Annotated in this window: 19 protein-coding genes; 7 read left to right on the forward strand and 12 right to left on the reverse strand. The window is 56.8% G+C overall.

What is annotated here, in order from left to right; genetic code table 11:
* The first annotated feature begins 21 nt into the window (after nt 1–21).
* Together GOB81_RS17610 and GOB81_RS02885 are read left to right on the forward strand one after the other, a co-directional pair.
* Nucleotides 22–1,299 carry a divergent polysaccharide deacetylase family protein gene (locus GOB81_RS17610; RefSeq protein ID WP_173568863.1) on the forward strand — a complete coding sequence of 426 codons (1,278 nt, stop codon included), beginning with the start codon at nt 22–24 and terminating at the stop codon, nt 1,297–1,299.
* A gap of 15 nt (nt 1,300–1,314) precedes the next feature.
* Nucleotides 1,315–1,809: an RNA pyrophosphohydrolase gene (locus GOB81_RS02885; protein ID WP_173568864.1), complete on the forward strand. Its 495-nt coding sequence runs from the start codon at nt 1,315–1,317 to the stop codon at nt 1,807–1,809.
* A gap of 24 nt (nt 1,810–1,833) precedes the next feature.
* Here the strand turns inward: GOB81_RS02885 and GOB81_RS02890 are convergent, their stop codons facing one another.
* The 7 genes from GOB81_RS02890 to GOB81_RS02920 form a co-directional block, all read right to left on the reverse strand.
* Nucleotides 1,834–2,427: a phosphatase PAP2 family protein gene (locus GOB81_RS02890; RefSeq protein ID WP_194299768.1), complete on the reverse strand. Its 594-nt coding sequence runs from the start codon at nt 2,425–2,427 to the stop codon at nt 1,834–1,836.
* Complete coding sequence (locus GOB81_RS02895; protein ID WP_173568865.1) at nt 2,424–3,833, reverse strand: hypothetical protein; 1,410 nt, start codon at nt 3,831–3,833, stop codon at nt 2,424–2,426. The genes GOB81_RS02890 and GOB81_RS02895 overlap by 4 nt, the downstream gene beginning before the upstream one ends.
* A 44-nt stretch (nt 3,834–3,877) precedes the next feature.
* On the reverse strand, nt 3,878–5,035 hold the full coding sequence (locus tag GOB81_RS02900) for a glycosyltransferase (RefSeq protein ID WP_173568866.1): 1,158 nt from the start codon (nt 5,033–5,035) through the stop codon (nt 3,878–3,880).
* Nucleotides 5,036–5,450: 415 nt separating this feature from the next.
* Nucleotides 5,451–5,864, reverse strand: coding sequence for a hypothetical protein (locus GOB81_RS02905; protein WP_173568867.1), 414 nt, complete (start codon nt 5,862–5,864; stop codon nt 5,451–5,453).
* Nucleotides 5,861–6,949, reverse strand: coding sequence for a glycosyltransferase family 4 protein (locus GOB81_RS02910; protein WP_173568868.1), 1,089 nt, complete (start codon nt 6,947–6,949; stop codon nt 5,861–5,863). Before GOB81_RS02910 ends, GOB81_RS02905 begins: the two co-directional genes overlap by 4 nt.
* Nucleotides 6,946–9,147: a GumC family protein gene (locus GOB81_RS02915; protein WP_173568869.1), complete on the reverse strand. Its 2,202-nt coding sequence runs from the start codon at nt 9,145–9,147 to the stop codon at nt 6,946–6,948. The genes GOB81_RS02910 and GOB81_RS02915 overlap by 4 nt, the downstream gene beginning before the upstream one ends.
* A 106-nt stretch (nt 9,148–9,253) precedes the next feature.
* Entirely contained in the window at nt 9,254–10,036 is a 783-nt protein-coding gene (locus tag GOB81_RS02920) for a sugar transferase (protein WP_173568870.1), read from the reverse strand.
* 424 nt (nt 10,037–10,460) lie between these two features.
* Here GOB81_RS02920 and GOB81_RS02925 point away from each other — a divergent pair, with 424 nt between their 5' ends.
* Complete coding sequence (locus tag GOB81_RS02925) at nt 10,461–11,738, forward strand: outer membrane beta-barrel protein (RefSeq protein WP_173568871.1); 1,278 nt, start codon at nt 10,461–10,463, stop codon at nt 11,736–11,738.
* 124 nt (nt 11,739–11,862) lie between these two features.
* Nucleotides 11,863–12,450 (forward strand): polysaccharide biosynthesis/export family protein, encoded by a 588-nt coding sequence (locus GOB81_RS02930; protein WP_173568872.1) that lies wholly within the window; start codon nt 11,863–11,865, stop codon nt 12,448–12,450.
* A 59-nt stretch (nt 12,451–12,509) separates the two neighbouring features.
* On the opposite strand, the gene sucD is transcribed toward GOB81_RS02930, so the two are convergent.
* The gene (sucD, locus tag GOB81_RS02935) at nt 12,510–13,385 is read right to left on the reverse strand and encodes a succinate--CoA ligase subunit alpha (protein ID WP_173568873.1); all 876 of its coding nucleotides are present in this window, start codon (nt 13,383–13,385) and stop codon (nt 12,510–12,512) included.
* Nucleotides 13,385–14,584, reverse strand: coding sequence for an ADP-forming succinate--CoA ligase subunit beta (sucC, locus tag GOB81_RS02940; RefSeq protein WP_173568874.1), 1,200 nt, complete (start codon nt 14,582–14,584; stop codon nt 13,385–13,387). Before sucC ends, sucD begins: the two co-directional genes overlap by 1 nt.
* Before the next feature lie 345 nt (nt 14,585–14,929).
* Between sucC and GOB81_RS02945 the strand changes: the two genes are divergently transcribed.
* Genes GOB81_RS02945 through GOB81_RS02955 form a run of 3 tightly spaced genes read left to right on the forward strand, consistent with a single transcriptional unit; the run spans nt 14,930 to nt 17,581 of the window.
* Complete coding sequence (locus GOB81_RS02945; RefSeq protein ID WP_242010008.1) at nt 14,930–15,943, forward strand: NAD(P)H-quinone oxidoreductase; 1,014 nt, start codon at nt 14,930–14,932, stop codon at nt 15,941–15,943.
* 20 nt (nt 15,944–15,963) lie between these two features.
* The gene (locus GOB81_RS02950) at nt 15,964–16,761 is read left to right on the forward strand and encodes an alpha/beta fold hydrolase (RefSeq protein ID WP_173568875.1); all 798 of its coding nucleotides are present in this window, start codon (nt 15,964–15,966) and stop codon (nt 16,759–16,761) included.
* A 34-nt stretch (nt 16,762–16,795) separates the two neighbouring features.
* On the forward strand, nt 16,796–17,581 hold the full coding sequence (locus GOB81_RS02955; RefSeq protein ID WP_173568876.1) for a hypothetical protein: 786 nt from the start codon (nt 16,796–16,798) through the stop codon (nt 17,579–17,581).
* 17 nt (nt 17,582–17,598) lie between these two features.
* On the opposite strand, the gene GOB81_RS02960 is transcribed toward GOB81_RS02955, so the two are convergent.
* Genes GOB81_RS02960 through GOB81_RS02970 form a run of 3 tightly spaced genes read right to left on the reverse strand, consistent with a single transcriptional unit; the run spans nt 17,599 to nt 22,412 of the window.
* Entirely contained in the window at nt 17,599–19,128 is a 1,530-nt protein-coding gene (locus tag GOB81_RS02960) for a SpoVR family protein (RefSeq protein WP_173568877.1), read from the reverse strand.
* Nucleotides 19,125–20,438, reverse strand: coding sequence for a YeaH/YhbH family protein (locus GOB81_RS02965; RefSeq protein WP_173568878.1), 1,314 nt, complete (start codon nt 20,436–20,438; stop codon nt 19,125–19,127). The genes GOB81_RS02960 and GOB81_RS02965 overlap by 4 nt, the downstream gene beginning before the upstream one ends.
* A 27-nt stretch (nt 20,439–20,465) precedes the next feature.
* Nucleotides 20,466–22,412 carry a PrkA family serine protein kinase gene (locus GOB81_RS02970; RefSeq protein ID WP_173568879.1) on the reverse strand — a complete coding sequence of 649 codons (1,947 nt, stop codon included), beginning with the start codon at nt 22,410–22,412 and terminating at the stop codon, nt 20,466–20,468.
* Nucleotides 22,413–22,825: the final 413 nt, after the last annotated feature.

Raw genomic sequence — 22,825 nt, forward strand, 5'->3', positions numbered from 1 at the left:
TCAGGTCCGCAGGCTGCCGACGTGTTTACTGCATCGGGAGAGCCTGTCGTCGCTTCCCTCTGGCAGAGACTTCCGCCAAACGGGCGCCTTTTCGTCCGTTTCTGGGGCGGCGTTTCTGTAACGGCCCTGCTTTTCGCGATCGGGCTTCAGGAGTGGTCGGGGCTTCATCCGAAAAAGCCTCTGCCGTCGTCTTCCAGCTCGGCCCAGCAAACCGCGAATGCGCAAACATCCCCCCCTGTGCTGGCGGAGACCACCCCACCTGCACAGCAGGAGGGGACCACGCAGGATGCCGCTGCTTCTGATGTCGTTCCGGGTGTAGCTCCCATTCCGGCACCGATTCAGGACATGCTGGAAGCCGTTCCCGGCGATGCGGGCCACAGCTTGCCCAAGCGGGGTCCCAAAGGCGAACAGGCGCGCGATGTTTATGCGGCAGCCGTCCCGACTATTCCGCCAGGCAATGCGAGAGTGGCCATTCTGCTCGATGGTTTCGGGTTGTCGGAAGACATGAGTCTCAATGCCGCCCGGTCTCTGCCCGCGCCGGTGTCGTTCGCAGTTCCCGCCTATGCTCCCGCCCGCACATCCCTCTCCGAAGTGGCCCGGAAACGTGGGCATGAGATCTTCATTGCCCTCCCCATGCAGCCATCCACCGCACCGATGGATGACGAGGGTCCGCGTGCGCTGGGCTACGACCACACGATTGAAGTCGACAAGGACAACCTCGAATGGGCTCTCTCCCGTTTTGATGGTTATGTCGGCGCGACCAATGCGTTTTCGGGACTGGACGGGGATGCCTATGCGCAGTCACCCGACTTCGCCATGGTTTCTCACGAACTGGAAGATCGTGGTCTGCTTTATCTGAATGCCACGCCGGGCACGCAAAGAATTGGGCCGGTGATGGAAGGCGATGCCTCGCTGACGATGGACACAGATACGGATGCGGCAGGCGTTGATGGACAGCTCGAGCATCTCGTCGCGATGGCGAAGGCGAAGGGATCTGCCGTCGCGGTCGCGGGTCCGATGCGTCCGGTTCTGCTTCAGCGGCTGGCTGAATGGGCCGCCACCCTGAATTCGCAGGGAGTATCGCTCGTTCCCGTCAGTTCCCTGTGCCACAATACGGGAGGTAATCCCGGTGTTTCACCCGGACAGCCGCTGCATATCGCACCTGTCCCGCAATCTTCCGCCCCTCCTTCTGCAGAAAAAGTGGGGACTGCGTCCGGCACACGCGCGGTAAGTGAAACACCTCTTGCCGCTCCGGGGTCTTCAACTGCCTCGCCGGGTAGCGGATCGTCTTCACGGTAAAACTGGAACCATTTCATGACAGGCGCTTCTTCCCTGCCCTACCGCCGGAATGTCGGAGCCGTCATCTTCAACGGGGACGGACTGGTGTTCGTCGCCCGTCGCACGGATATGCCGGGCGCAGGCGGCGGTCCGGATGAAGGTGTATGGCAGTGCCCTCAAGGGGGTATCGACAGCGACGAAGCGCCTGACCATGCCGTGTTCAGGGAAGTCAGCGAAGAAACCGGAATAACGTCCCTGACCTTGTTAGGTGAGCATCCAGACTGGCTGACATACGATCTCCCCGCTGAGCTTGTTGGAAAAGCACTTCGGGGCCGCTATCGGGGACAGACTCAGAAATGGTACGCGCTCCGTTTCACGGGAACCGAAAACGAAATCCGTCTGGATGCGGACAGCTATCAGGAATTCGATGCCTGGAAATGGGTGACGCTCAAGACGCTTGCAACGCTCAATGTCGGCTTCAAAAAACCTGTCTATGAAAAACTGGTGCAGGCATTTGCGCAGTTTGCCTGACCGGAAACGGGCTGTATTTCCCCACTACGTCCGGTGGCACGACAGATAATCGCCAAGAACAAGCGCTTCCCGTTCAAGCCAGACTTCTGCACCCAGACGGTAGCCGTGAAGCAGGCCCCCAAGCACCACAACGCAGCCAAGAACCACCGCCATCACGTAAAGTGACGGCTGGGGCCGGGCACGTCCCAGCAGGCAATGCAGCAAACCCACCGCTGTCACCCCCACAATCCCCCCTAATACGGCTTCCGGCGCAGTATGAACCCCTGACAGGATGCGTGAGGCACCGAACAGGACGGCTAGCATCAAAGCGGTTGTCAACACGCCCCAGGTGCGCCGGCAGAAAAGCGCGAACAGGCCGCCATAAACCATGGTGCCCCCGAATGTATGGCCACTGGGGCTGTAAAGGATCCGGTGAACCGGCACGCCGCACCGTTCAAACCAGAGCTTGAGGACACACAATGTCAGGGAGCCACTCAGCATGACGGCACCCCAGACAAGGCCGTCGCGTGTTCGCCCCAGCAGCAGCAGAACGAGGAAGACCGTGATTTCAATAGGGCCGACGACAGCCTGATCAGCGAAATCGCTGATCGTGCCAAGCACGAGATGGAAGCTTTTCATCGTGTCGCGGGAATGGCCAGCAAACGTTTATCCACGCGTTGGGCTAAACGAACCCGCGCAATCGCCCCTATCACAATCCCGATCATGACATAAAAATCGGGCATTCCGATCGTGGGGGCCGACAGCATGGCGGCAACGACGCGCCCAAAAATGGAGGCCAAAAAACCTTCGATGACAAGGCTTTCATCTGAGTGCGGCTGTGCCCTTAACGCGGCCCCGGCGGCCATCACCAGTTTCCAGTCGAAGACGAGCAGCGCGATGACCCCGATGACCCCGACCGATGCCAACAGGCCGGCTGCCAAGCTGGAAGAACGATTACTCCCCCACCCGGCCCCGAGACCATATGTCTCCCGGAAGACCGTCATCGCATCCGCATCGGCCTGACTGCGCTCCTTGTAGGATGCACTCTGCTTTTTGTCGGCCGTACTTTCCGCGACTGTCTGTGCTGCCGTAACGACTGACGGAACAAACGTCACCACCGTTACCATCATCATGCCGAGGATGACGCCGCCGATCATTGCGAGCTGTCCGATGCGCCCCAGCAGCCGCGCGCTTCCGGTCACCACGACGAGGAAAGGCAGCAACATCAGACCAATGGCCACCGATGCGAAGCCCGTCGTGGATGTCGTCAGACACAGGGCCAGAGTGGAGGCCCAGATCAGTGGCCTCATGCCTTTGACCTTGTACCCCTTCAGGGTAAGCCAGAGGCAGGTGAACACGACGCCACAAAGATAAGAGGCGCAGGCGGATGGCTCCGTAAACGAGGCATTGATACGCGGGAGAGGACCCGCCGTCTGTCCATCCAGCACTGCCCAGCCGGTGTTCGAATAGAACAACTCACGCGGGAATGGCGGCACGTGGATTGTTCTCGCCAGGAACTGCCAGACGCAAATGCCCACCAGCAGCCAGCAGGTGAGCATGAAGGCGTTAAAGAAAGAGGCGATTTTAATCTGACTGCGCGTGACATATTGCGCTGCGAACACCATGAGAATGACGTTCACAATGAGGTAGGCGTCCTGCGTGATGTTGCCGAAACTGGGTGCCAGAAGCGACTGTGTACCCGCCGCATCCACCTTCTGGGGCCAGACCAAAACCTTGTTATGAAAAATCCGGGGCATCGCCTGCGATGCGAAGACGGCCCACACACCGTTGAAGACCATGGCGCTGCACAGCGTGCGGACATCCTGCTGCGCGGGATAACGGGCGCCCAGAATTTTCTGCAGCATGATGTAGGAGAGGAAGGAAAGCCCGGGAGCCAGCGTCGGTTGCAGACATATCCCTCCCAGCGACAGCACGGCTGCCGCGGGAAATATCCCTGCAACGATCACCATCTGGAGCAGCCGTTCCGGTTTGCCCCAGAAAAAGATACTGAGCGGAAGCAGGATCACTCCCATCAAGGGAAGCATCAGTCGTGGTATCCTGCGTTGCTACAGCCCATGATCCCTCTCTTTTAGCAGCCTTCCGCCATCACATGGTCGGCCAGTTTGCGGATATGCTCACGAAACGCCGGTCGGGAAAAACGAAGAGCATTTTGGCGGCATCTTTCGGAAGTCATATTACCGCGCAAAGTTTCAAAGCGGTTTACCGCATCAATAATCGCTTCGGGAGTCTGCTCCTGAAACAGAATACCCGTTTCCCCTTCAGGATCTCCCTCTTCACGCACGATGTCGGCCGCGCCGCCTTTCCCGAAACACACAAGCGGCGTTCCACAGGCCTGCGCTTCGACAAGCGTAATGCCGAAATCCTCTTCGGATGCGAACACAAAGGCCCGGGCGTTCTGCATGAGTGAGATCAATTCCGCATGCGGCACTTTTCCACGCAGCACAATGTTGGGAGCCCCAGCGGCGAGCGCCCTGATCTTCTCGTTTTCAGGGCCGTCCCCCACGACGATCAGCTTTTGGTTCGGCAGGCGGCGGAAAGCCTCCACGACGAGATCCACACGCTTGTAAGGCACCTGACGACCGGCGACGAGGTAGGCATCGCGGGAGGCGGCTGTTGTGGGAGGGACAAACTCGTCTGTATCCACGGGGGGATGGATGACAAGCGCGTCCCGCCGGTAAACCTTTTTTATGCGGCGGGCGATGTAACAGGAATTGGCGACAAAAACATCCACCCCTGCTGCCGAACGGACGTCCCAGTTGCGCAGGCGGTGCAGAAGCCACCGCACGAACAATCCTTTAGCGCCTTTTTCAAGACCGCTTTGACGCAGATACGCAGCCTGCATGTCCCACGCATATCGCATCGGGGAATGGACATAACTGATGTGATACTGATCAGGCCCCGTTATGATTCCTTTTGCAACAGCGTGATTGCTCGAAAAAATCAGGTCGAACCCACTCAGATCAAACTGCTCGATGGCAATGGGCATGAGGCCGATGTAGTTTCTGAAATGCTTGCGGGCAAAAGGCAGTTTCTGAATAAAGCTGGTCGTTACCTTTCTGCCGCCGAGGAAAGCCCTCTCTTTTTCCGAAAGGAAATCGACGACAGAAAAAACCTTCGCCTGGGGAAAGACGTTAAGAAGTTCACCGACAACTCTCTCTGAGCCAGCGTAGCTCTCGAGCCACTCATGAACGATCGCGACTTTAAGATCTGCGTTCAGTTGATCCACGTGCCTTGATCCTCATTCTTTGTCGTGTTGCATGAAATCATGCGTCACCCATCTCTTAATTCGTGAGGCAAACGCATCTGCTGAGCAGTCGAGTTGTTAGCAAAACATTTACATTTTTACGCCACGAGTAAACCGAGACGACATTTCCAGAAAGGGTCCCGGCTATGAACTTGTCTTCAAAAACGGATTCAAACGCGTCTAGCAGTGGGTACGACGAGCACTCTGAAAACACAACCAACGACAGATTATCTTCTGCTCGCGGTATTATCTTCGGGACACTCCTCGGAATTGGCGCTTGGACCCCTATTGTTGTCGGAGGACTGGCACTTCTTAAATGCAAGCCCTGATCTTTACCGACCATCCTAAAAATGAAGCAGTGCAGTCATCTCATTACACTTATATTTGCCCGGAAATATTAAAAAATTCCCGGGTCAACAACTGACAGTCCCTGTTTTTTTGCCTGTCCTACTTCAAGCATGCGCGCGCTTTCAGCAGCAGCCGCTTTGCGAAAAGAGCGACAATGAGGCGCATTCATTGCAAGGTGCGTGCCAAACCGGGCGTTGACGGTCTGAGCGAAATGCCCGCTCATCGAGCCGATAGCGAGCGGTGACGTGCTTTTGAGCCGCTTCATCTGACTCAGATAGAACTCCTGACGATCACCGTTGAGGGCGCTGCACCATACAATCACGTTTCGCGACGTGATATTCGGAACATACTGATCCGTTTCATCAGCAAGCGGATCATCGGTTGGAGCATCCTGAGCATTCAGGGGTGTCGCACCGATAAGGCCCAGCAGAATGGCCACGCAGCCCAGATATTTCAGCCTCACCGCGCCGCTCCGTTCCTGGCGATTGCCATGAGGGCTCGGGCCGCATTATCCCATGTGAACAGCTTTGCCCGCTCGCGGCCTTTTTCCCTGAGATCAGCCGCGAGAGCAGTGTCTTCCAGCACTTTCAACACCGTCTGGCTGATGTCGACAGGGTCATAAGGGCTGGCATACACCGCAGCATCCGCGCACACTTCTTGCAGAGCTGGGATGGACGCTGCGACGACCGGGCAGCCGCACGCCATTGCCTCCACGGCCGGCAATCCAAACCCTTCGTAAAAGGAGGGGAAGACAAAACATGCAGCCGCATTGTAGAGCGCGTGCAGTTCCGCATCTGACACCCGCCCGACATATACAGCAGGCTGAGGCAGTTCGCTTCCTCCACTAAAGACGGATGTGTTGAGACCGCCGCTAATGACCAGCGGGATATTTTTTTCCTGCAATCTTTTTGCGAGGGTATTGAGCCCCGTGAGGTTTTTGTGGCGCGCCAGATTCCCGACAGCCAGAACGAACGGTTTCCCCGTCAGATTGTGCCGTTCCAGAACGCCGGTGTCAGGCGTGGTCCGGCTGATATGCTCACTCCCCTCGGGAATCACACCGATCCGTGAGGGTTTGATGTGCAGGGACCGGGCCAGTTCATCTCTGGAAAAACGTGACACCGTCACAATCTGCGTTGTGGTGTGGCACAACACGGTTTGCAGCAATTTGTACCAGGCGCGGAACTTCCAGGAATAGCCTTCCGGCTGCGCAAAAACCGCTGCATCGTGCAGCACGACGAGCTGATCGCGCTTGAACACGGGCGCTGTATTACCGAGATTGATCAGGTAGCGTCCGGCGGCGCCCTTCGGTAATTCGAGCTGCTCCCATGCCTGCCCGTGCAAACGTCCGAACTGGTGCACAGGGAGATCGAAGGGCTCATCTTCAGTCAGCCTGCCCTGCGGTGCGAGCAGGACCGGCGCCTCTTCTTTCCAGTCGAGCTTTCCAAGAGAGCGCGTCAACTCTCCGGCGAACCGTTGCACCCCACTGAGAGATTGCGTTGCAAAACGCCCATTGATGGCGAACGGAAGCATCGTCACCTTGCCGCTCATGATGCCAGCAGACCGTAGTGGCGATAGACCTGAAGCGGAGCGCCAGTCACACCGCCTGCTGTTCCGATCGGCACCTGCGTCAGGATACCGCCAAGGGTTCTCGCATCATAGGTCGCCAGCTGACGCACCGCCCCCTTAAGGCTTTCAGTGGTCGTGACACCCCACTTGGCTACAAGAACGACGCCATCCGTTTCATGAGACAGCACGGCCGCATCGGGGAAAGCCAGAAGTGGCGGGGTATCGAGAATAATCATGTCGTAGTGCGGACTCAGTTCGGTGAGGACCAGTTTCACCACTGAAGGCGGAATCATCTGGTCGCTTGGCGTTTTCCAGTCGGCAAGTGTCATGACATCGACACCCGGCAACACGTCACGCGTGAGTTCATGCTTGTCCAGACGTGTCAGCAGAGAGCGCTCGGTCGTGCGTTTGCCCGCGTTGCGCACCACATCAAGAGCCGACGGGCCGCGAGTATCGCAGTCGAGAATCAATGCCTTTTTGCCAGCACGACCGGTATTGCCGGCGAGTGAAAGCGCAAGGGTGGTTTTTCCCTCTTCCGGGCCCGCCGAGGTTATCACCACGGTTTTGGCGCGAAACCGATTGCGGCCAAAAGAAAGGATTGTCCTGACGGCTTCCACCGTCTCGACATAGACCGAGGGCCGGGCTGTCGGGCGATAAAGATCGACAAATGAGCCTGAAAAGGAAGGCAGGACGCCCAGAGTGAAAAGTCCCGGAATGGCGTCGATTTCGTCTGCCTGACGAATACCCTGCTGAAGCCGGTCACGCACAATCGCGAGGCCAACGCCCGCAAGTGCGGAGAACAACAGGGCGACCACGATAAACTGGGATTTCGGTGGTCCGGACACCCCAAGCGGCTGCTCTGCACGGCTGATCAGTTCGGCTTCCGGCTCCTGCAATGTCGCTTCGGTTGAAGTCTGGGCATAACGGGCAAGATAATCCTGATAAACGGCTCGCGCGGCCCCTGCTTCGCTTTCAAGCTGCTTCAGCATGACGTTGGCGTCGTTCTCCTTCGCCACATGCGCCTGAAGGTGTTCCACCTGAGCGGAAAGGTCAGCCACGCGGCTCTCTGCGCTGCGCAGATCCTTATCAGTGCTCGTGGTGATCTGTGACGTAGCCTGCGCAATCTGGCCGCGGACATGAGCGGCGGCGGCTCTGGCTGCCATCAGCTCCGGGTTGGCGTCTCCCGCCGTTGTTGAAAGGCTGGCGACACGCGCGTTCAGTGCTGCTGCCTGCGCCTCCAGCTGATGAATGATCGGTGACGACAGCACATCCGTCGAACTGCCCGCGCCGGACCGCATCTGAGAGGATCTGGCCCGCTGGGCACCAAGATCGGTCTGCGCGACGATAAGAGCGCGGTTGGTCTCGACGAGCTGCTGATCGGCGACTGTTACGCCACCCTGAGCGTTAGGGCTGCCTGAATGATCGATTTCCGCTGCGATCAGGCCATTTTTTTCACGGAAGTTTTCGACAGCCTGCTCCGCTTTACGAAGCCTTTCACGCAGCGGCACGATCTGCTCATCCAGCAATCCGTTTGCGCGCCAGGTCGCTGCAATTTTCATATGGCGTTTAAAGTCGAGATATACGTCTGCAAAGGCATTCGCGATATTCGCGCTCAGATCAGGACGACCTGTCCGGGCACTGATGGTGATGATGTAGGAACGTCCATCATTCAGGATCGTGATGTTCTGCACCAGCAGGTCACGCACGAGCTGAAGTTTCTCCGTCGCCGTCAGCGGCTTCGGCGGCTCAAACTGACCTATGATTTTCTTGAATCGCTCAACGAGCTTCGCCTTCAGAGGGACCTTTTCCATCTTGGCGCGGTAGTACGGATCGTTGACAAGGTTCAGTCGTTCGGCAACCGCCGTGGCGACCGCCTGACTCTTCAGCACCCCGACTTCCGTGTTGATGGCCACAGCATCGACATCAAGCGATGTCTGGGTGGCCTGCAGGTCCCTGAACTGGGCCTGACGCGTGCCGATCATAAGTGCGGAAGACGCATCATAGTAAGGCGAGAGCGTAAGAATGCCTGCCGCTGCCGGAATAGTGATACCCAGCGTCACCAGCAGAACCAGGAGCCACCGCCGTCGGATGATTTCAAAAATCTTCAGGGGCGAAACATGGGATGGATCAGGAGGTGGCTGGGTGGTTCCATCGAATAAAGGAATCTGAACAGCATTCATCGCGGGCAATCCGTAGGGCAAGACACAAACAAAATAGGCTACAGCAGGATGATGAAAACCGGGTGCACTACTGCAGACTCATACCAGCCCCCGTTTCGGCACGATGCTATCGGGCTCCTCTTTGGAGCAATACAGCAGGTACCGTCTTTAACAGTATGATAAAATCGCGCCACAAACTCCACTTTCGGACGTAATCCGTATCGAGCATCACACGCTCTGTATACGTCGTGTCACTGCGTCCGCTGATCTGCCACAAGCCCGTAATACCCGGACGAACGGCTTTATAGTAACGAACATTGGCCCCGTAATATTCAAGTTCTTTCGTCACCACGGGGCGTGGGCCGACAAGGCTCATATCCCCTCGGATCACATTGAACAATTGAGGCATTTCATCCAGGCTGGTTTTGCGAAGAAAACGTCCAACGCGAGTCACCCGCGGATCATTTGTCAGCTTGTGAGACGCAGCCCATTCCGCCGCTGCCGAAGGGTCGGTTTTCAGAAGTCTGTCCAGAACAGTATCCGAATCGACCACCATTGAGCGGAATTTATAGCAACTGAACGGCACGCCTTTACGACCGATTCGGACATGCCCGTAAAACACCGGGCCGCCGTCAAGCCGCACAAGACCCCACAACGGCCCCAGGACCGGCAAAGCAACGACAAGAAGTGACGATGCGATGACCACATCGAGAGTCCGCTTGGCCATAAGTCCGGCCCGACCACTTTCAGTCGTCGCAACAGTCGTCGGCCCTTCTTCTTCGACAAAATCACTATAATCGTCTGAAATAGATGGAATAGTTTCTCTTTCCAGCGCAGCGACTTTCATAGTCCGGTCCCCCGTTCCCATTACAGTCTTGTCTATATGTGGAATGGAGACTGCCTTAACCATTTTTCACCTCCACACCAGCAAGACATTAACTCTATTTTAAAGAACTTTTTGGCATGATGGAGGCCATTATTGGGCAGAACATCCATCATAAAAACAAGATTGCGCCTAACTTTTGAGTTGAGGCCGCTGATCTGGCAACTGACCAGATATTAATAGATTATGATCGAATTCAAGATCACGAGGATGTGAAAATAGCGTTTTTTCGAAGAAAAATTCTCTAGGCGTTTAAATGTCATTAATAATGCTTCCATAAGTGCGTGCAGCCTTGTCATATATGGACCCATGAGGTGAACCTCATTATAGGGACCAGCCTAAGGCCAGCGAATAACCATCCGAAGAAACGGCGCACGAGATGCTAAAGGGACGAACTGTTTAAACTATGTATTACAGCAGGTTCCGTCCCTTCTGTGGCCTTCTGGCCGTCATGGCAGTCGCTCCCTCCTGTGCTCATGCTCAGGTCGTCACCCAGTATTTTCCCTCTCTGGGCGTCGGGGCGGGCGAATTAAGCGAAGAAGCCGCACAGGTAAGAGCAACACGCTCATACCAGCCGCTTGGTTACCGCAATGGTCCACTGACAGTAAATCTCGATGGCGATGAGCGCATCGGCTATACCACCAATGCAGATCAGTTGCAGACCGGACACAAAAGTTCGCTCATCAATACGCGTGGTCATATCGGGGCAGTCCGAATGCTGAACCACGAGGATCAGGTGCATGCCGATGTCAGCGTGTCCGATCTGCGGTATCCGTCCCGCTCGCTGGAAAACCGCACGACCTGGACAGCTAACGTAGGCGGCACCAAGCATTTTGGGCATGATGAACTGGGTGCGGCCTTTACCCACCTTTCCCTTGTGCAGATGCCGACAGAATCAGGTGCTCTCCTCATTCTGGGCCCTGTTCCCTATAACCTTGACGATGGCCGCGTCAGTTATCTGCTCACGACACATGGCCGTCTGAGTTTCCAGCCTGAAGTTTCGGTTCAGCACTATTACTTCGGCAAGCCGCGACTCACCGGGATCTCCCCGTTTCAGGACCAGAGTTACCGTGACCGGGTCGTCATCAATGAAGCGGTCACGGGACGCTATCAGATGATGAAAAACAGCCATCTTCTGCTGGTGGTTCAGGGCACGCAGATCAAATACAAATCCACAAATGAAGATTTTCCGGTGCGAAGCTCCAACGGATTTTCAGTGCTGGGTGGATATAGCTGGAACGAAGCCGGACCGTTCCAGTTTCGCGCGGTGTTCGGCTATCAGCGTCGTATTTTCTCATCCACCCTGTATGGCTCCCTCAGTTCTCCCATCGCGCAGGCCAGCGTCCGCTGGCTGCCGACGCGCCTGACCACCGTGTCAGCGTCCGTCGCCCACGGCATTGAAGATGCTGCGTTCGAGGGAATTGTCGGTTACACGAATACCAGCGCGGAATTACGGGTCACTCATGCCTATTCCCGCAATATCGTCTTCGATATTCACGGCAATCTGCGCAAGGCCCACTATCCGGCCAGTCCAGCTCAGCTTATCGGCACGCCTATCGGGCAGGAGGCCAATAACCAGAGTGCTTATGGCGGTGGAGTAAGCGCTCATATCTATTTGAATCGACACGTCAGTCTCGACTTCAATTACGATTACATGAGCCAGAGTGCTTACATGGGACCGCTTTTCCCCACCCATCTTGTTACGGCTGGAGTTCACTTTGCCCTGTAGCCACCACGCCTCCCTTTCAGCTGTTCCGGCTTCCGGGCAGTCCTCCCAAACCCGGCAAAACCACGCCCCTCAAGGCGCGGCAACACCGCCAAGCCAACCTCTGTTCAACAGGAAGCCTCAGGATATGACACGGCGTAATTTCCTTGCCAGCCGCCGGATGCGATCCATCGCCGTAACAGGCACGATTGCCTTTTCGCTTTCAGCCTGTGCTGACGGTTACGGCCTGAAGCCCGTGCCACCTTACGATCCGGGCACATACACGCTCGGCGTGGACGATCAGATCCGTGTCATCACCTACGGACAGGATCAGCTGACATCGGACTTCCGTGTCGACAGCACGGGCAAGGTCGCCTTTCCTTTGACGAGCGGCCTTCAGGCGGCAGGGCTGACCACCAATCAGTTTGCCGATGAGGTAAAGGAAGCGCTCGAACATTCACGCATGTTGCGCGACCCGAAAGTTTCGGTGGAAATTACCGCCTACCGCATGGTGTCAGTGCTGGGTGAGGTCGCCCGACCGGGTCAGTATCCTTACCAGCCAGGCATGACCATGCTGACAGCCGTCGCTTCCGGCGGTGGTTTCACTTACCGTTCGCTGGAAAGCCGCGCCTACGTTATCCGCCAGGAAGGCGACAGAAGCGTGGTCGGCAAGCTGCGCCCCCAGGATTATGTAAAGCCCGGCGACGTAATTAAAATCTACGAACGCCACTTCTGAGGTGCCGCCGTCCTTTTTCCCTTGTTCGGGAAAGAAGGACGGCTGAACCTTTCGTTGGATTACCCTTTCAGAGCAGCCTGAAGCGTGGTGCCCAGATCAGCGGGCGTCGGCGCAATATGAACGCCAGCGGACTTCAGCGCCTCGATCTTGGCCTGCGCCGTGTCGTTCCCACCTGAAATGACAGCGCCGGCATGACCCATCCGGCGTCCCGGTGGCGCGGTGATACCGGCGACAAGCCCGACGACAGGTTTTTTGGTCTTGCTGTCCCGCAGAAACTGAGCCGCATCGATTTCCGATGAGCCGCCAATTTCTCCAATCATGATGATGGACTGCGTTTCAGAGTCGGCCAGAAAACGCTCCAGCACATCGATGAAATCCAGACCTTTGATCGGATCGCCACCAATCCCGACACTGGTGCTTTGCCCCATTCCCAGAACAGTCGTCTGCGCGACCGCCTCATAGGTCAAAGTGCCCGAGCGCGACACGACACCCACAGAACCGCGCCGATGGATAGGACCCGGCATGATCCCGATCTTGCAGGCATCGGGCGTAATCACGCCAGGACAGTTCGGTCCGACCAGAAGGCTGCGCGAATGATCAAGTGCTGAACGCACTCGCAGCATGTCCTGAACGGGAATCCCTTCCGTGATGCACACAATGAGCGGAATCTCTACCGAGATGGCCTCAAGAATGGCATCCGCCGCCCCTGCGGGAGGAACGTAAATAACCGTCGCATCAGGCTTCGTGGCTGTAACGGCCTGATCCATCGTGTCGAAAACCGGGAGGCCGAGATGCGTCTGCCCACCACGCCCCGGCGTCACGCCCCCGACAATGGCGGTGCCATAAACCAGCGACTGTTCGGAATGAAACGTGCCCTGAGCGCCGGTGAATCCCTGCACCAGGACTTTTGTATGCTTATCGACGAGAATGGACATCAGGCAGTCCTCCGGGAACGAACGGCAGCGACAATCTTGCGGGCAGCGTCTCCCAGATCCGTTGCCACGGAAACATTGAGACCGGATTTCTCAAGGAGAGAGAGCCCCTCCTCCACACGCGTTCCTGCCAGCCGGACGACGAGGGGCACTTTCAGACCGACTTCCTTGCAGGCGTCGATCACGGCGCCCGCGATCAGGTCGCACCGCATGATGCCGCCGAAAATATTGACCAGCACACCTTCGATTTCCGGATCGCTCAGAAGGATACGGAACGCGGCGCTGACTTTCTCACGCGAAGCCCCACCGCCCACATCCAGAAAATTCGCGGGCGACTCACCTTCTTCATGGATGATGTCCATCGTCGCCATGGCAAGACCCGCGCCGTTGACCATGCAGCCGATCGTGCCGTCGAGACTCACATAGGACAGGCCGAACCGTGCGGCATCCTGCTCGCGGGGGTCTTCCTCATTCGGATCGCGTAATTCGAGCAGCTGACGGTGACGAAAAAGGCCATTGTCGTCGAAAGACATTTTCGCATCGAGGGCGAGAAGAGTGCCTTCCTTCGTCACCACGAGCGGATTTGTCTCGATCATGGAAGCATCAAGGCTGATGAAAGCCGTATAGGCGCTCCGTACGATTTTTGCGAAATCGTTGATCAGGCCGCCCTGCAAACCCAGATGGGTGGCCAGAACCCGTGACTGATAATCAGCCAGCCCCAATTGGGGATCGATACTGACTGTCAGGATCTTTTCCGGTGTTTTTTCCGCCACGTCCTCGATGCTCATACCACCGGCCTGAGACGCGACGATCACGATCCGCCTGAGAGCCCGATCGACAAGCATGGAGAAGTAAAGTTCACGCTCAATGTTGCATCCGGCTTCAACATACAGCTTGTGCACGACCCGGCCTTTCGGGCCTGTCTGGCGTGTGATCAGCGTGCGATCCAGCATTTGATAAGCAGCTGTTTTGGCTTCATCCGGGCTATGAACGCGTTGCACGCCCCGGACATCGGGATGGTCCTTGAAATGACCCGCGCCACGCCCGCCGGCATGGATCTGCGCTTTCACCACACACAGACCTTTTGGCAGGGAACGGACAGCATCGCGCGCTTCGTCGGGCGAATGCACCACAATGCCCTGCGGGGTCGGAACGCCATAGGAGCGCAGTAACTCCTTGGCCTGATATTCATGGATATTCATGATTTCCTCTCCGCAGTCTGCTTCATAGCCGTGCACCCGCTATGGTCATTTTTTCTTTCTTATAACTCAGCGTTTTATAGGAAACTGATTTTCATGCCACCATTGCCGCGTTGTTCAAGCTTTAGTGCAAAAATCCTTGTCCAAAAGCTGGCTTATCCTCCCGTACCACGCGAATACGTCATGCAACACCATGATCGTGCACAGGATTTCCTGAGCGTCACCGCCCCCCACCCGTTCACATCCCTGCAGAGTCCACACGACCTCAAACATGTGTGACTATACCGGCACCCGGGCGGCGGCGTACCGTCAGACAACAGCAGACCCACAACTGCAGGCTTCCAAGCGATGACCCTCACGATCCCCGATACCATGAACGCCATCCTGCTGGATGAACCCGGCGGTCCCGAGGTGCTGCACCTTGGAACAACCGCGACACCCAAACCCGCAGCAGGAGAAATTCTCGTGCGCGTGGAAGCAAGCGGGGTCAATCGACCGGACATCATGCAACGGAAGGGACACTACCCGCCTCCGGCTGGTGCAAGCCCACTCTTGGGTCTGGAGATCGCCGGAACGGTTGTGGCGCATGGTCCCGTGCTGGCGGGCGTTACCTTTCCACCCATCGGAACGAAAGTCTGCGGACTGACCAATGGCGGTGGCTATGCGGACTACTGCGCCCTCCCGGCCTCCCAGTGCCTGCCCTGGCCGCAAGGCTATGACGCCGTGAAGGCGGCTGCGTTGCCGGAGACATTCTTCACTGTCTGGTCAAATCTTTTCACCACCGCTCGTCTGGAGAAAGGTGAAACCGTTCTCATCCACGGGGGTGCCGGTGGCATAGGGACAGCTGCCATCCAGATCGCGAAGGCAATGGGGGCCATCCCGCTGGCGACAGCAGGGGACGCGGAGAAATGCGCTCTCTGCGAAAAGCTTGGGGCCACCGCGATCAACTATAAAAGCGATGATTTTGTCGAAAAGGTGCTTGAGCACACCAATGGAAAAGGCGTGGATGTCATTCTCGACATCATGGGTGGCCCTTATTTCAGCCGCAACCTTCAGGCGCTCGGCATGGATGGTCGTCTGGTGATCATCGCGATGCAAGGGGGGCCGAAGGCCGAGAATGTCAGCCTGACGCGCATCATGACCAAACGTCTGCATGTGACAGGCACGGCACTCCGCCCCCGTAGTCGCGAATACAAGGGCGACGTGGCGGCTGCCTTGCATGAACATATCTGGCCGCTTCTGGATTCAGGAGCGCTTGCGCCCGTCATCCACGCGACATTCCCTTTTGCTGAAGCCACTCAGGCCCATGAAATGATGGAAGACGGCAGTCACAGCGGCAAGATCATCCTGCTCCATTCGTAACCGGTATCGGACGTTTTTTCATGCTTCTGCACGCCATCGAACGCGGTCCCGACTCCCCGGCAGCTACAGACCTGCCTCCCCTCGTCTTCCTACATGGACTTTTCGGACGCGGCCGCAATTTCGGATTTTTCCAGCGGCGTCTTTCAGAAACGCGCCGCACGGTGGCCTTCGATCTGCGCAATCATGGGGACAGTCCGCATGGCCCGATGGACTACCCGACGATGGCGCAGGACGTCCTTGAAACGCTCGATCATCTCAAAGTTTCTCCTGCGATTGTCGTTGGTCATTCAATGGGTGGCAAGACAGGCATGATGCTGGCGCTCAGACACCCGGAAATCGTCACGAAACTTCTGGTCGCCGACATTGCACCCGGTGAAGGCGGATTTTCTCAAGGTCACGACCTCGCCGCCAGACTGGCCGCCCTTCCCCTTCCTCCCCATCTGACCCGTGCGGATGCCGATGCACTTCTATCGTCGGTGATCAGGGAACCCGATGTCCGAAATCTCATGCTCCAGAATCTGGATCTGGGCGAAAACCCGCACTGGAGCATCGGAATTCATGAAATCGCTGCCGCCATGCCGGCAATCGTTGGATGGCCCTCCATTTCCGATGGCACGCACTACGATGGTCCAACTCTATTCGTGGCGGGAGGCCGTTCCGACTATATCCAGCCGGTAAACTATCCCGAAATGAAACGGCTTTTCCCGAACTACAGGCTCACCACCATCGAAGGAGCGGGGCACTGGGTTCATGCCGAGAAACCTAATGAGTTTTTTGAACTGCTCACCCAATTCATCGGGTCGGATCAAGTAGCGTAAAGACTCTAAACCCGGAAAAGGATCGGACTTCTTCATGACCGTTCAACGGATGTTTGCTGCTGCCTGCATCATGCTTTCCCTGACCGCCTGTTCTGACAATAAGCTGCCTTACGCCGTTTTGCGGACGGGTGATTTGCCGGAAACATCCTTTGAACGCCTCCAGAGCATTACAAACGAACAAAACGCCCGCTTGCATCGGCCCGAAGCTCATCCGGAAAAAACGGGAGGCGTCTTTCTTGAGCCGCAATATGTTTACAGCATCGCCTCTCCCTTCACGCCTGCGACCACCGATCTGCTGGTCGGGCCTTTCACCGCTCTCCCTTCCAACCAGAAGACCACACAAGTTGCGGCGAACCTGCCCAAAGCGATCGTTGAGCGCCTGAAATCACAGGGACTTTTCCATTCCGTCTCGTTGACGAACCCTATGGCTCCGCCGGAGCCTTCCGCGATCATCATGACGGGCACCGTCTGGCAGGCCGACAGCACGGACAGCGGATTGCGCGGGGACGCGCACACCCAGACGGAAATCCTGTTGTACCAGAATGGAATGGTGAAAGGCGCCATGGTGCTTAGCCTGACCCAGCTTGACGGCACTGTGCTGTTTCCATCGACAGCCGTTCTGATCGGTGTCGCACTTGCAAGCGCAGCTCAGGGCTCACGGGCTGGATATACCGCGAACACACTTGCTCACATCATGAAGAAAACTGCCGCAGGCAGGCTGGAAGGCATTAATACCAGCAACTCCGAAGACACGACGCTGAAATTTACAGCGCCGCTTCCTCTGCCATCCCAGCCCGTGATGAACGCTTCACTTCCCTGATTTAGGAAAAGCCTGCCTCATGACGAACGCTGCTGCGCTTCGTGAGACGCCACCACCCGTCCGCTTGGCACGTCAATTTCATCCAGAACAACGCGGTATCCCCACAGATCGGCGAGCGCGTCGAGGGTGAGTTTCATGTCCTTTTCAGCGAGCATCTGTCCTTCTTTTGTCCGGTGTTCAAGCCGGAGCGTCCTGTCACCGAGGCTATCCACATCCACGATCTCGATCTCCGCATACCACGCTGATGGATCGTAAGACGCTGCGACAGTCCGGCGGATATCACGATAACCCGCATCATCATGGATCGCGTCCACAAGCAGATAGGGGTCGCGTGTGTCATCAAGCAGCCGGAACATGCGGAAATCACGCATGACGGTAGGTGAGAGGAACTGGAGCACGAAACTCTCGTCCCGATATTCGGCCCATGCATGACGCAGAGTGCCATACGGGTCACCGTTCCCTGCGATATCGGGCTGCCACCGACGATCCTCCTCCGTCGGATTAACACAGATGCGTTCAATATCTTTCATCATTGCGAAGCCGAGGGCATAGGGATTGAAGCTGGTCGCGCCCTGCTCATACCCGAACTGAGTGATCACATTCGTGGTCGAATGGATGGTTTCAAGAAAAGCGGCGTCGTCAATCCGCCCTTTTTCGTGCAACCGCGTCATGATCCGGTCATGCACCCATGTCGCGCACCCCTCATTCATCAGCTTGAGTTGTGGTTGCGGGTAAAAATACTGCGCCATCAGGCGGACGATGCGGATGATCTCACGTTCCCATGCCGCCAGTCGCGGTGCATGTTTTTCCAGAAAATACAGAAGATTTTCTTCCGGCAGACCGAAGCGCCGACGCAGTGCCTGCCGCTCTCCGTCCGTCACAGGGTGAGGCTCCGCACTCTGGGGCAATGTGCGCCACAGATCGTTGTAGGAGCTGTCTTCATAAGCACGGCGTTCGCGCGCGCGCGTCTGCTCGTCCTTGAGATCGACACGGCGCGAACCGCTATGCCGATTGACGCCCTGCCCCTGCAGGGCATGGGCAGCGTCCAGAATACGCTCGACGGCGCCCTGGCCATGAAGCTCTTCGCAGCGGGCAATATAGCCGCGCGCGAATTCGAGATAATTCAGGATCTGGGAGGGATCGGTCCACTCCTGAAAAATCCTGTTATTCTTGAAAAAGTGGTTGTGACCAAAGGCAGCATGAGCAATGACCAGCGCCTGCATCGTGGCGCTGTTTTCCTCCATCAGATAGCTGATGCAGGGGTTGGAATTGATGACCACCTCATACGCCAGCCCCATCAGTCCCCGGCGGTAAGCGTTTTCGTGACTTGCGAAACGCTTACCGTATGACCAGTGATGATAGCTGATCGGCATGCCGTTGGCCGTATACACATCCAGCATCTGCTCGGACGAAATGACCTCGATGCGGTTCGGGAAAACATTCAGTCCCAGCTCTTTTTCCGCAATTTCCTCAATGGCCTTGTAACAATCGCGGATGATATGAAAATTCCAGTCCGCGCCTTGATACAGCAGTCCTGTTCCGGTCATGCGTGGCTGCCCTCCCCGGTTGGCTTGCGTGCGAAAAGTTCCCGGAAAACAGGGAAGATTTCCCGTCTGTCACTGACCTGGCGAATAGCAAGGTGCGGATTTTTCTCCGCAACACCGCGATAGGCCTGCCAGAGATCGGTTTCACCGCGAATAATCGCGCCGGTTCCTGTCACTTCGATGTAGGCATAGTACTGAACGATCGGAAGAATGCCCTCCTCCAAAAGGCTGACCGTTCGCGGCGTATCAGAGGGCGAATTGTCGCCATCCGACGCCTGAGCGACATAGATGTTCCACTGCTGCGCCGGATAGCGTGCCCGCTGGACGGAGATCATCTCTTCCAGTGCCGTGGACACAACAGTTCCGCCCGTGCGCGGGTCATGAAAAAATGCGTCCTCATCGACTTCTTCCGCCGTTTCCGCATGCCGGATGAACACGACGTCCAGCGTCTTGTAACGCTTTTCCAGAAAGACGTGCAGCAGGAGGAAGAACTGCTTGGCGAGATCCTTCATCCGTTCCGTCATGGAACCGGAAACATCCATGAGGCAGAACATAACCGCCCGCGTGGACGGTTTCGGCATATGCGCGAAACGCCGATAACGAAGATCGACCGGATCAATCCACGGGATGCGCGTGAGACGCTGCCGCAGCGCGCTTCGTCTTTCACGCAGGATCTCGAGTTCATCGAGAGCTTCCGCAGACAGAGGGCGTATGTCCTCCAGTGCTACGATCCGCGCCTCGATCTCTTCAAGTTCCGCCGGTTTGGGGCGACCCAGCCCGATACGCCGGGCCATCGAGTACCGCATGGTGCGGCCCAGATCGAGTTGTGACGGCGAGCCGTCATTGCTCAACCCTGCCCTGCTGGGAGCCGTTGTTTCCGTTGTGGCGATCTCGCGCTTGACCAGATCGGGAAGTTCCAGATCATCGAAGAAAAGATCGAGAAATTCGTCACGTGACAGGAGAAAACGATAGGCGTCTTCTCCTCCACCCTCCGTGCCCGCCTGTCCAGCGCCTCCCCCTGCCCCGCCACCGCCCGAAGGTGGGCGGCGCAGCTTGTCACCTCGGGAAAATTCATGATTTCCCGTTAGGACAATATGGCGTGCGCCTTGTGTGAACACGCGATGAAAGCCTGGTTCATGCAGGGCTTCCGCCGGAATGGCGACGGCCTTGCCTTCTCCGACCTCACGGATTTTTCCGTTGGCAACAGCATCACGCACGGCCTTCTGCACCGCGTCCCGCGCCCTTCCCAGAGCGCGACGTCGGTTTTCAAGGTTTTTGCCATGTGGATTGGAACGTCTGTCAATGATGTCCAAAGCGCACCCCTGATGTCTGGGTGTATGTCACGCGGACTGTTTCACCCGCATGTACCATTCAACGAGCCGGCGAACCTGTCGTTCCGTGTAACCACGTTCCATCATGCGTTCGACGAAATCGTCATGCTTGCGCTCGGTGTCTCCATCTTTCTTGGAACCGAAGCTGATGACCGGCAGCAGATCCTCGACCTGACTGAACATCCGCTTTTCGATCACGTCGCGGATTTTCTCATAGGAAGTCCAGGATGGGTTCCTGCCGCTGTTGGCCGCCCGCGAGCGCAGCGCGAACTTCACGACTTCGTTACGAAAATCCTTCGGGTTGGCGATCCCAGCCGGTTTTTCGATCTTCGTGAGTTCCGCGTTGAGCAGGTCGCGGTTCAGCATCTGCCCCGTATCCGGGTCCTTGAAATCCTGATCCTCGATCCAGGCATCGGCGTAATCCAGATACCGGTCGAACAGGTTCTGACCATAGTCGTTATAACTTTCCAGATAGGCTTTCTGGATCTCGTTTCCGAGAAACTCGGCATAACGGCCAGCAAGTTCCGATTTCAGAACAGCAAGATAGTTGGCCTCGATTTCCGGTGGGAACTGCTCCCGGCGTACGGACTGTTCAAGCACATACATCAGGTGAACCGGATCGGCGGAAATCTCGGTGGAATCATGGTTGAACGTGGCCGAAAGCACCTTGTAGGCAAAACGGGTAGAGATGCCGTCCATACCCTCGTCCACGCCGGCCGCGTCCCGATATTCCTGCATCGTGCGGGCCTTCGGGTCAGTCTCGCGGATATTTTCGCCGTCATAGACCCGCAGTTTCGCATACTGAGTGGAGTTAGGGTGCTGTTTCAGGCGAGACAGCACAGCGAAACGCGCCAGCATATCCAGTGTGTTCGGAGCCAGCGGCGACTCTTTCAGCGCCGAACTCGAGACCAGCTTCTCGTAGATTTTCGCCTCTTCTGTTACGCGCAGGCAATAAGGCACCTTGATGACGCAGACACGGTCAAGGAACGCCTCGTTCGTGCGGTTGTTGCGGAAAGTCTGCCACTCGGCCTCGTTGGAGTGCGCGAGGATGACGCCGGTGAACGGGATCGAACCGATATTTTCCGTACCGACATAGTTGCCCTCCTGCGTTGCCGTCAGCAGGGGATGCAGCATCTTGATCGGCGCCTTGAACATCTCGACAAACTCGAGAATTCCCTGATTGGCGCGGTTAAGGCCACCCGAAAAGCTGTAGGCGTCCGGGTCGCTCTGGCTGAAATGTTCAAGCTGACGGATATCAACCTTGCCGACGAGTGCTGACACATCCTGATTGTTGTCGTCACCCGGCTCCGTCTTCGCGATGGCGATCTGGCGCAGCTTGGAGGGCTTCAGCTTCACGACACTGAAGCGCGACACATCTCCGTCGAACTCATCCAGCCTTTTGAGCGCCCACGGACTGGCAATGCCTGTCAGCACACGGCGCGGGATGCCGTAATCGCGTTCCAGTGCCTCTGCCATCGTGGAAGGGTCAAAAAGGCCGAGGGGGCTTTCGAAAACGGGACTGAGATGTTTGCCAGCTTTCAGAATATAGATCGGCTCATGCTCCATGAGCGTCTTGAGCCGCTCTCCCAGCGATGATTTGCCGCCTCCGACGGGACCGAGCAGGTAGAGAATCTGCTTACGCTCTTCCAGTCCCTGCGCGGCATGGCGGAAAAAGCCGACGATCTGCTCGATCGTCTCCTCCATGCCATAGAAATCCTCAAATGCAGGGTAGATGCGAATGGTGCGGTTCATGAAGATGCGGGACTGGCGCGGATCACGGGACGTATCGACCATGACGGGCTCACCAATGGCCTTGAGCATCCGCTCTGCCGCACTGGCATAGCACGATACATCGGACCGGCAGGCTTCAAGATATTCCGCTAGGCTCATTTCAGTCTCGCGATGCCTGTCACGCATCGCGGTTGCCAGAGAAAAAACGTCAGAAACAGAAGCCATTAGTAACGCTCTCCGAAAATTTCAGAAATGACGTGAAAACATCCTTACTTTGCGAAAGACATCTTTGGGGACATGGACCTGAACTCCTCTTGCATTCGCCTTGGCAGCCTGTCTGTCCCGTTACCACCTCGCAATGAAAAGGCGATTCAGGGCTTTTCTTCTGGCAAACCGACTCGAGAATTGTGCTTGTCAGTTACGAAGAAAGAAGGCAAAAGGCGCGATCGGCCCGCTGCTTGTTTCTGACGCTATCTAACAGTCAGTCGCTGTTTCAAGAGAAATCGCAAAGCACTTCTGGCGTCCGCAGCGGCGACGATGAATAAATCGTCCTGTTTATCCTGAATTTTCAATCAGATAGATGATAGCTGTGCGTGAGATGAGGATATTGTTAGCGAACGCTATCCACCTCTGAAGAC

The organism is Acetobacter conturbans (genome assembly GCF_011516755.1).
Taxonomy (GTDB): Bacteria; Pseudomonadota; Alphaproteobacteria; order Acetobacterales; family Acetobacteraceae; genus Acetobacter; species Acetobacter conturbans.

Bases quoted from the DNA above. Each gene is read 5' to 3' on its own strand.
- GOB81_RS02970 (WP_173568879.1), bottom strand. From the start codon at position 22,412: ATGGCTTCTGTTTCTGACGTTTTTTCTCTGGCAACCGCGATGCGTGAC.
- GOB81_RS02960 (WP_173568877.1), bottom strand. From the start codon at position 19,128: ATGACCGGAACAGGACTGCTGTATCAAGGCGCGGACTGGAATTTTCAT.
- GOB81_RS02920 (WP_173568870.1), bottom strand. From the start codon at position 10,036: ATGGTTAAGGCAGTCTCCATTCCACATATAGACAAGACTGTAATGGGA.
- GOB81_RS02930 (WP_173568872.1), top strand. From the start codon at position 11,863: ATGACACGGCGTAATTTCCTTGCCAGCCGCCGGATGCGATCCATCGCC.
- GOB81_RS02925 (WP_173568871.1), top strand. From the start codon at position 10,461: ATGGCAGTCGCTCCCTCCTGTGCTCATGCTCAGGTCGTCACCCAGTAT.
- GOB81_RS02885 (WP_173568864.1), top strand. From the start codon at position 1,315: ATGACAGGCGCTTCTTCCCTGCCCTACCGCCGGAATGTCGGAGCCGTC.
- GOB81_RS02910 (WP_173568868.1), bottom strand. From the start codon at position 6,949: ATGAGCGGCAAGGTGACGATGCTTCCGTTCGCCATCAATGGGCGTTTT.
- sucD (WP_173568873.1), bottom strand. From the start codon at position 13,385: ATGTCCATTCTCGTCGATAAGCATACAAAAGTCCTGGTGCAGGGATTC.
- GOB81_RS02955 (WP_173568876.1), top strand. From the start codon at position 16,796: ATGACCGTTCAACGGATGTTTGCTGCTGCCTGCATCATGCTTTCCCTG.
- GOB81_RS02950 (WP_173568875.1), top strand. From the start codon at position 15,964: ATGCTTCTGCACGCCATCGAACGCGGTCCCGACTCCCCGGCAGCTACA.
- GOB81_RS02915 (WP_173568869.1), bottom strand. From the start codon at position 9,147: ATGAATGCTGTTCAGATTCCTTTATTCGATGGAACCACCCAGCCACCT.
- GOB81_RS02890 (WP_194299768.1), bottom strand. From the start codon at position 2,427: ATGAAAAGCTTCCATCTCGTGCTTGGCACGATCAGCGATTTCGCTGAT.
- GOB81_RS02895 (WP_173568865.1), bottom strand. From the start codon at position 3,833: ATGCTTCCCTTGATGGGAGTGATCCTGCTTCCGCTCAGTATCTTTTTC.
- sucC (WP_173568874.1), bottom strand. From the start codon at position 14,584: ATGAATATCCATGAATATCAGGCCAAGGAGTTACTGCGCTCCTATGGC.
- GOB81_RS02945 (WP_242010008.1), top strand. From the start codon at position 14,930: ATGACCCTCACGATCCCCGATACCATGAACGCCATCCTGCTGGATGAA.